Here is an 8,805-nt window from a genome sequence, read left to right as displayed (position 1 = left end):
CCACGTCACCCACGGAGCCCCGCTGGCTCAGCGACGAGGAGCAGCGGGTCTGGCAGGCCTATCTGCATGCCACGACCCTGCTGGAGGACCATCTCGACCGGCAGCTCCAGCGCGACGCCGGGATGCCGCACATCTACTACGCCCTGCTCGTCCAGCTCTCCAGGGCGCCCGCGCAGGGGATACGGATGACCCAGCTGGCCAAGGACGCCAAGATCACCCGGTCCCGGCTCTCCCACGCGGTCGCCCGCCTGGAGAAGCACGGCTGGGTACGGCGCGAGGACTGCGCGTCCGACAAGCGCGGGCAGAACGCGTTCCTGACCGAGGCGGGCGGTGAGGTGCTGCGGCGCTCGGCGCCCGGCCATGTCGCCGCCGTACGGGAGGCCATCTTCGACCGGCTGAGCCCGGCGCAGGTGGGCCAGCTCGGCGAGATCATGCGGGTGCTGGCCGAAGGGCTGCAGGCCGAGAGCCGCGCGGGCGCGGACGCGGATCTGCCCTGGCGCCGCTGAGAAACCGCGACACCAGGGCAGATCCGTCGTACGTGTTCACCTGATCGCCTTCACGACCGGCTCAGGCCGGCGGGGGCGACCGTCAGTGCATCGCCACCGGGATCTTGACCTCGTCCTCGGAGCCGGCGTCCTTCGTACCGCCGCTGACCGTGCTCGCGCTCGGCCGTCCGGCGTTGATGAAGGTGAACGCGATGGCGGAGGCGACGGCGAGGATGCCGACGGCCCACCAGATGGCGTTCGTGTAGCCGTGCACAAGACCCTGCGCCTGGACCAGCTTCGCGTTGGCACCGGCGCCCGCGAGGTGCGCGGCGAGGTACGACGTGGTGGCCGAGGCGGCGATCGTGTTCAGCAGCGCCGTACCGATGGCGCCGCCGACCTGCTGCGAGGTGTTGACCATCGCGGAGGCGACACCGGCGTCACGCGGCTCGATGCCGTGCGTGGCCAGCGACATGGCCGGCATGAACGCCGTACCCATACCGAGGCCCAGCAGGACCATGCCCGGCAGGATCACGGCCGGGTAGGACGAGCCGACCTCAAGCCGGGTCAGCAGCAGCATGCCCACGGCGCCCAGCGCGAAGCCGGGACCCATCAGCAGCCGGGCCGGGACCCGGGTCATCAGCCGCGCGCCGATCTGGGTGGAGCCCGTGATCATGGCGACGACCATCGGCAGGAACGCGAACCCGGTCTTGACCGAGGAGTAGCCCTGCACGACCTGGAGGTAGTACGTCAGGAAGAGGAAGAGACCGAACATCCCGATGATGGCGAGGCCCAGCGAGGCGTAGACACCACCGCGGTTGCGGTCGGCGACCACACGCAGCGGCAGCAGCGGGGCCTTGACCTTCGACTCGACGAAGACGAACGCCGAGAGCAGGACCACGGTCGCCACGAACAGGCCGACCGTCATCGGGTCGGACCAGCCGTCGGAAGCGGCGCGGGTGAAGCCGTAGACCAGCGAGACCAGGCCCAGCGTGGAGAGCACGACACCGGGAACGTCGAGCGGCGAGCGGTTGCGCTGGCCCTCGGGCTCACGGATGACGAAGTACGCGCCGAGCGCGGCGACAGCGGCGAACGGGATGTTGACGAAGAACGTCCAGCGCCAGTTCAGGTACTCGGTGAGGAAGCCGCCGAGCAGCAGGCCGACGGCGCCACCGCCACCGGCGATCGCACCGAAGATGCCGAACGCCTTGGCGCGCTCCTTGGCCTCGGTGAAGGTCACGGCGAGCAGCGACAGGGCGGCCGGCGCGAGCAGGGCGCCGAAGAGGCCCTGAGCGGCGCGCGAGCTGAACAGCATCGCCTCGTTGACGGCGGCGCCGCCGACCGCGGAAGCGGCGGCGAATCCGGTCAGACCGATGACGAAGGCGCGCTTACGGCCCCAGAGGTCACCGATACGTCCGCCGAAGAGCAGCAGTCCGCCGAAGGCGAGTGCGTAGGCGGTGATGATCCACTGCTTGTTGGCGTCGGATATGTCGAGGTCGGCCTGTGCGTGCGGCAGCGCGATGTTCACGATGGTCGCGTCGAGGACCACCATCAACTGGGCCAGGGCGATGAAGACGAGTGCCGTCCAGCGCCTGGGATCGGGAAGCCGGGTGTCGGCTGTTTGAGACATGGAGGTATCCACCTAAGGGTGCGAAAAGGCGAAAACGTGCGTAAGTACAGGCGACGCTGCCGGTCTTACGAGGTCGTTGAGTCACCCGGGTCATGAGGTGACGGTGTGATGGACAGGCGGGGTCGAGCGCCTGCCGCTGGTCTACGTGACGGCCTGGGGCCGAGGGTCAGGTACGTGGAATGGGTTCAGGGCGCGTCACGGAGCGGCGCGGCGCAGATCCTCCAGAGTCGCGGCCTTGCCGGGGAGTTCCGACCGGGCGGGCGCCTCGAGGCCGTCCAGGAACAGCTGCAGATGCCGGTGGGTGAACCGGTCCATGTTGACGCAGCCGGTGCCGGGCAGCGGGCGGGTGAGCTGGGACAGCGCGACCATCAGGTCGCCGACGGCGACGTCGGTGCGCAGTCGTCCGGCCTGCCGTGCCCGTTCCATCAGCGCTTCTACGGCGCCTTCGAGGCGCATGCGCGCCGCGTCGAGGTCGGGGCGGGCTCGGTCGAAATCACCGGAGAGCAGGGGGCACAGGGCCCCCACCCGCTCGTCTGCCGCCGCGTGCACGAAGCGGCGGAGCGCGAACGAGGGGTCGGACTCCCGCATCGCGACTTCTTCGGCCAGGTCCGCCGTGCGGGCCAGGACGGAGAGCACGACGTCGTGGATGAGGGAGGTGCGGTCGGGGAAGTGCCGGTACAGCGTGGCGTTGCCGATGCCCGCGCGGCGGGCGATCTCGTCGAGCGGGGCCTCGGGCCCGTACTCCACGAACATCTCCCGGGCCGCTGCGACGATCCGCTCCCTGTTGCGCAGAGCGTCCGCGCGCGGTCGGGGAACCCGGCGCGCTTCGGTTTCGACGGCGGCTGTGGCGGTCACGTCGGCCTTCCCTCGTAGTGGGCGGTAACTCGGCCGTAACCGGGGATGGCTTCCCCGTTTGGCTCGGACACAGGTGCAAACGGGGAAGAGATCCCCGGTTATTTCACTCGATCGCGTGACCTGGCTCACACCATCGGAAGAACCCGCGACCGGCACCGGAAGTACCCACGATCGGCGCACCCAGCGAGCGCCGACACGCCGGGCGACGCAGGGTGATCGAACAGAGCGCAGTCGGCCCGGGCGCTCCCGTTCGGCCCGGGCAGTCAGGACGGCCGGCTGCCGGTGACCCGAAGGCGGCGACCGTATGCAGCACACGCGCGGGATACGTGGAGGCTCTCACGGCAGGCACCGCAGGCCCCGTCGGGTCGGCGCGCTCGCCGGACTGGCCGCCCTCACCCTCGCGGCGCTGACAACGGCGAGCGGCACGCTCCCCAACGCCAGTCGCGCCTCCGCAGGGCCCGCCGTGGACAACGACGCGGTGCTCGGCCCGTGCCGGATCGCCTCCACCACGACGACCGTACAGATGTCCGAGGGGCTGCCGACTCCGCCCGGCTACTCGCCCTCCACCGGTACGGTGCACGCCCTCAACCTGATGATCGACTTCCCGGACGCGCCGGGCAAGGGGCGGGCGCTCGACCGGCTCGCGGAATTCTTCCCGCAGACCACGAAGTGGTTCAGGACCAGCTCCTACGGGCGGCTCGACTACCACCCCGAGGCCCCGCTGAAGGACTGGCTGCGCATGCCGAAGGCGTTCTCCGCCTACGGGATCGAGCGCGGCTCACCGTACGAACCCGGCTACCACGACCTCGTCAAGGACATCGTGCGCGAGGCCGACTCACGGGTGGACTTCAGCGCGTACGACCTGGTGAACATCCTGGTCACCCCGAACGCGGGGCCCTCGGCGCTGGACACCGTCCTGTCCGTGACGTTCTCGGGGAACGACGACGCCCCGCACGCGGACGGGGTGCCGCTGTCCAACACGTCCTTCGTCTACAGCCGCCAGGACGACGGGTCGGGGTCGTACGTGGAGACCGGCTTCCGGGTGCTGCCGCACGAGAACGGCCATGTCTTCGGCCTGCCCGACCTGTACACCACGGACGGCGGCGGGGCCGTCGGGCACTGGGACATCATGTCCGAGGACTGGGGCGCCGACAACGACCTGCTGGGCTGGCACAAGTGGAAGCTCGGCTGGCTCGACGACAACCAGATCAACTGCGCCTCGTCGCCGGGCACCAGCGAGTACACACTGAAGCCGCTGGCCACCCCCGGCGGCTCCAAGCTGATCTTCATACCCGTGTCGGGCCAGTCCGGGTACGCGGCGGAGGTGCGCACGCGTGCGGGCAACGACGAGGCGGTGTGTGAGCCGGGGGTGCTGATCTACCACGTGGACTCGACCGTGGACACCGGCAGGGGCCCGGTGAGTATCGAGGACAGCAAGAAGGACAGCGGCGGCTGCACGCGGCTGCCGAACGTGCAGGCGGAACTGTCGGACGCGCCGTACCAGGCGGGCGAGTCGTTCACGGACGACGACAACCACATCAAGATCACGGTCCTGGCGCAGGAACCGAGCGGGAACTACCGGGTACGTGTGACCCGCTCCTGAGGCCGGTGCGGCGACTCGGCGACTCGGCGGCTTTGCGACTCGGCGGCTCGGCGGCTCGGCGGCTTTGCGGGGTCAGGTGGTGCCCGGCCCGCCCAGGGGCCCGGTCGCGGCGCGTGACGCGGCGCGCAACTCGCGCTTGAGCACCTTGCCCGTCGCGTTGCGCGGCAGTGGGTCCGCCCGCAGCAGTACGTGCGCGGGCACCTTGAACGCGGCGAGGCTCAGGGCGCAGTACGCGCGCAGCTCGTCCACCCCCGCCGTGGCGGCCGGCCGGAGCTGCACCACGGCCACGACCTCCTCGCCGAGCACCGGGTGCGGTACGCCCAGCACGGCCGCTTCGAGGACGTCCGGATGGTCGTACAGCGCGGCCTCGACCTCCACGCAGTACACGTTCTCGCCGCCCCGTACGACCATGTCCTTGATCCGGTCCACGATGCTGACGCGCCCCTCGCGCACCGTCGCGAGATCGCCCGTCCTGAACCATCCGTCGGGGGTGAACGCCTCCGCCGTCGCCTCCGGGTCGCCCCAGTAGCCCCGTACCAGCGACTGGCCCCTCAGCCACAGCTCCCCCACCTCGCCCGCCTCCAGCGGCGCGCCCGCCGGGTCGACGACGCGGGTCTCCGTGACCGGGGTGGGCCGGCCCACGCTGCCGGGGAAGGCGCGGTAGGCGGCGCCGAAGTTGGCCGTCACCCCGCCGCAGGTCTCGGTGAGGCCGTAGCCGTTGCGCGGTTCGACGCGCTCGCCGTAACGGTCGGTGATCCGGCCCACGAGGCCGGGCGGGGCTGCGGCGCCGCCGGTGTTCAGCATGGCGAGCGTCGGCAGGTCGTCGTCGGCCGCGACAGCCGCGTCCAGCAGCTGGAGAGCGGTGGACGGGACGCCGGCGAAGTAGGTCACCCGGTGTTCACGGATCAGTTCCAGGGCGCGCCCCGCGTCCCACTTGCGCATCAGGACGAGCGTCCCGCCCGCCGCCATCACCGAGTAGACGCTGGTGAAGGCCGCCACATGGAAGAAGGGGAACGTCATCAGGCCGACCGGCGCGGGCCCCTGGCCCGGGATCTCGCCGCGGCCGAGCGCGGCGACGGCGGCGAGGTAGCGGGGGTTCGTCGCCGCGCCCGCCTGGGCGAGCTGCGTGGCGACCGCGCCCTTCGGCCGGCCCGTCGTGCCGGACGTGTAGATGATCGTGGCGTCGTCCTCGGCCCGTACCTCTACGTCGGGCGGGGCGGCGGCCGGATCGGGGGCCGGCAGGTCCTCGTACCGCTCGACGCCGTCCTGCGCCTCGTCGTCACGTACGGCGTGGAAGACCACCGTCCGCGCCCCCACACTCCGCGCCCAGCCGCTGACGCGCGGCAGCCGCTCCCCGTCCACCAGCAGTACGCGCGGCTCGCAGTCGGCCAGGGCGTAGCGGACCTCGTCCTCGGTCCACCAGGCGTTGAGCGGTACGGCGACGAGACCGGCGAGCTGGGTCGCCCAGAAGGCGATCTGCCACTCGGGGTGGTTGCGCATCGCGATGGCGGCGCGGTCGCCGGGGCGCAGCCCGTACGGGCCGGCGAAGCGGTTGGCGAGCGCGGTGGCGGCGGCGAAGAACTCGCCGTAGGTGTACGTGCGGCTCTCGCCGACGAGGAACGGCCGGTCGCCGTACGCCCACGTGGCCTCGACGAACTCGCGCAGGGTGCGCGGGCCGCTCTCGTAGATCAGCGAGCCGTCCTCGGCGCGTACGACGGCGAAGGGCGCGCCGGGTGCGGTCAGCGCGGCGCCGGCCTCGGCTTCGGTGTGGGGCACGGGCACCTGGAGCACCTTCCTAGGCCTAAGCGCTTGCTCAGTGACCCGGTGACGCTATGCCCGCGCCCGGTACGCGGTCAACCGGGCACGGGCACGGCGTCACAGCCCCTTACCTACCGATCACTTGCACTTGCCGGTCACACTTGCCGATCACTGCCGATCACTTGCCGACGGTCGCGACCCACTCGTCCACCGTCACGACGTCCGCCTGGCGCGGGAACACCTTGTCGGTGAGCACCCGGTGCACCTCGGGGTCGGAGTCGAGGCAGCCGTCCTCCAGCACCGTGAGGCCGAAGTCGAGGTCGGAGGCCTGGCGGAGGGTCGACAGGACGACACCGCTGGTCGCGATGCCGGTGAGGACGAGCTGGTCGATCTCCCCGGCGCGCAGCACGAGATCGAGATCGCTGCCCGCGAAGGCGCTGACCCGCTTCTTCGTGACGACGACGTCACCCGGGCGCGGCGCGACATCGGGGTGGATCTGCGCCTGCGGATCGTCGTCCGTGAAACCGCCCGGCGCACCGGAGGCCGCGACGTGCGCGGCGACCGCCCCGAACGTCTTGTTGCGGGCGCTGACCTCGGGGTGCCCCTGCCGGAAGCCGACCGCGACGTACACCACAGGGATGTCGGCGGCGCGGGCCGCGTCGACGGCCCGGCGCAGCCGTGGCAGATAGCCGGCGTCCCCGTCGAACCGGTCCGTGATGCCGCGCTGGACGTCCATCACGAGGAGGGCGCTTTTCGCCATTTGGGCTGTCCTTTCTCATTCTTGCCCGGGTTCTCGCCCGGGTTCTGGTCCGGGCCCTGGTCCGGGTCCTGGCCCGAGGGAGGCTGCTGGTCGGCACGCTGGTGCCCACCGCGCAGCAGGGAGGCGACCGCGGCGACCAGAGCCATGCCCGCGGCCACGCTGAAGACGATCACGAGTCCGTCGTGGAAAGGACCCGAGACCAGTTGGGGGAAGAAGCTGTGCCCGGTCAGCTTGGTGACCTGGGCGTGCGAGAGCTTGTCCAGCACTCCGCTCGGCGCCAGCAGATGGCCGATCGGGTTGTCGCCGAGGAAGGTCGCGAAGAGGGTGCTCACCGGTGGCAGCGACGCCACCTGGTCCGCCGTCGCCGCCGGTACCCCCTGGGCCTGGAGGCCTGAGTTGAGGGTGTGCGGCAGCGAGGAGGCGAGGCCGGAGATCATCAGCGAGAAGAACACACCGATCGACAGCGCCGTACCGGAGTTCTGGAACGTGGAGCGCATCCCGGAGGCGACCCCGCGGTACTCCGGCTGGACACTGCCCATGATCGCCGAGGTGTTGGGCGAGGAGAACATCCCCTGCCCGAGCCCGTTGAGCAGCAACAGCGCGGCGAACAGGTAGTAGTTGAAGTTCACCGGCAGGGTGAGCAGCCCCCCGAACGAGGCCGCGACCAGCAGCAGCCCGCCGGTCGAGAACAGCCGGGCGCCGAAGCGGTCCGACAGGTAGCCGCTCACCGGGCCCGCGATCAGGAACCCGACCGTGAGCGGCAGCATCGCGACGCCGGCCCACAGCGGGGTGTCCTCGAAGTCGTAGCCGTGCAGCGGCAGCCAGATGCCCTGGAGCCAGATGATCAGCATGAACTGGAGCCCGCCGCGGGCGATGGCGGTCAGCAGCGCGGCGAGGTTGCCGGCGGCGAACGCCCGCACCCGGAACAGCGCGAGCTGGAACATCGGCTCCTTGACCCGCGTCTCCACGAAGCAGAACACGATCAGCAGGAAGATCCCGCCGAAGATCCCGCCCAGCACCATGGGGTTGGACCAGCCGGTCGCGTTGCCGCCGTACGGCTGGATGCCGTACGTGATCGCGGCGAGCAGGATGCCCGTGCCCGCGGTGAAGGTGACATTGCCGAACCAGTCGATCCGGCCCGGTTTGCGGGTGCCGGTCTCGCGCAGGCTGCGGTACGACCAGATGGAGCCGATCACACTGATCGGGACGCTGACCCAGAACACCGCACGCCAGTCGACGACCGCGAGCAGCCCGCCGGCGAGCAGGCCGAGGAACTGTCCCGCCAGTGCGGTGACCTGGTTGATGCCGAGCGCCATGCCGCGCTGCCCGGACGGGAAGGCGTCCGTGAGGATGGCGGCGGAGTTCGCCGTCAGCATCGAGCCGCCGACGGCCTGCACCACCCGCCACAGGATCAGCCAGAGCGCGCCGCTGCCGCCTTTGAACGGGTCGAGCGACAGGGCGATCGAGGCGCAGGCGAAGATCACGAAGCCGAGGTTGTACATCTTGACGCGGCCGAACATGTCCCCGAGCCGGCCCAGTACGACGACGAGCACGGCCGAGACGAGCAGATAGCCCAGGATCATCCAGAGCAGATAGCCGATGTTCCCCGGCGCGAGCGGGTCGAGGTCGATCCCCCGGAAGATCGCAGGCAGCGAGATGATCACGATGGAGCTGTCCATCGTGGCGATCAGGACGCCGAGGGTGGTGTTGGACAGCG

Annotated in this window: 7 protein-coding genes; 2 read left to right on the top strand and 5 right to left on the bottom strand. The window is 70.7% G+C overall.

The genetic code is table 11. The features are described from left to right. Nucleotides 1-506: MarR family transcriptional regulator (locus HY68_RS14025; protein WP_241778566.1), on the top strand; the 506-nt coding region annotated here is incomplete at its 5' end. Nucleotides 507-588: 82 nt separating this feature from the next. Here the strand turns inward: HY68_RS14025 and HY68_RS14020 are convergent. Together HY68_RS14020 and HY68_RS14015 are read right to left on the bottom strand one after the other, a co-directional pair. After that, nucleotides 589-2,112 carry an MFS transporter gene (locus HY68_RS14020; protein ID WP_041988693.1) on the bottom strand — a complete coding sequence of 508 codons (1,524 nt, stop codon included), beginning with the start codon at nt 2,110-2,112 and terminating at the stop codon, nt 589-591. Between the two features lie 195 nt (nt 2,113-2,307). Next, entirely contained in the window at nt 2,308-2,967 is a 660-nt protein-coding gene (locus tag HY68_RS14015; RefSeq protein WP_041988691.1) for a TetR/AcrR family transcriptional regulator, read from the bottom strand. 304 nt (nt 2,968-3,271) lie between these two features. On the opposite strand from HY68_RS14015, the gene HY68_RS14010 reads away from it, so the two are divergent. Further along, complete coding sequence (locus HY68_RS14010) at nt 3,272-4,570, top strand: M6 family metalloprotease domain-containing protein (RefSeq protein ID WP_041988690.1); 1,299 nt, start codon at nt 3,272-3,274, stop codon at nt 4,568-4,570. A 72-nt stretch (nt 4,571-4,642) separates the two neighbouring features. Here HY68_RS14010 and HY68_RS14005 read toward each other — a convergent pair whose 3' ends face one another. The 3 genes from HY68_RS14005 to HY68_RS13995 form a co-directional block, all read right to left on the bottom strand. Then, complete coding sequence (locus tag HY68_RS14005) at nt 4,643-6,352, bottom strand: class I adenylate-forming enzyme family protein (RefSeq protein WP_241778565.1); 1,710 nt, start codon at nt 6,350-6,352, stop codon at nt 4,643-4,645. Nucleotides 6,353-6,506: 154 nt separating this feature from the next. After that, complete coding sequence (locus HY68_RS14000; protein WP_041988687.1) at nt 6,507-7,088, bottom strand: isochorismatase family cysteine hydrolase; 582 nt, start codon at nt 7,086-7,088, stop codon at nt 6,507-6,509. Then, nucleotides 7,064-8,767 (bottom strand): MFS transporter, encoded by a 1,704-nt coding sequence (locus HY68_RS13995; RefSeq protein WP_198533411.1) that lies wholly within the window; start codon nt 8,765-8,767, stop codon nt 7,064-7,066. The genes HY68_RS14000 and HY68_RS13995 overlap by 25 nt, the downstream gene beginning before the upstream one ends. Nucleotides 8,768-8,805: the final 38 nt, after the last annotated feature.

Source organism: Streptomyces sp. AcH 505, assembly GCF_000818175.1.
GTDB lineage: Bacteria > Actinomycetota > Actinomycetes > Streptomycetales > Streptomycetaceae > Streptomyces.
The sequence above is the reverse complement of the archived record's forward strand: the minus strand, read 5'-3'. Positions and strand labels throughout refer to the sequence as shown.

Coding starts and splice junctions, on each gene's coding strand:
- HY68_RS14020 (WP_041988693.1), bottom strand. CDS start 2,112: ATGTCTCAAACAGCCGACACCCGGCTTCCCGATCCCAGGCGCTGGACG.
- HY68_RS14010 (WP_041988690.1), top strand. CDS start 3,272: ATGCAGCACACGCGCGGGATACGTGGAGGCTCTCACGGCAGGCACCGC.
- HY68_RS14000 (WP_041988687.1), bottom strand. CDS start 7,088: ATGGCGAAAAGCGCCCTCCTCGTGATGGACGTCCAGCGCGGCATCACG.
- HY68_RS13995 (WP_198533411.1), bottom strand. CDS start 8,767: ATGGACAGCTCCATCGTGATCATCTCGCTGCCTGCGATCTTCCGGGGG.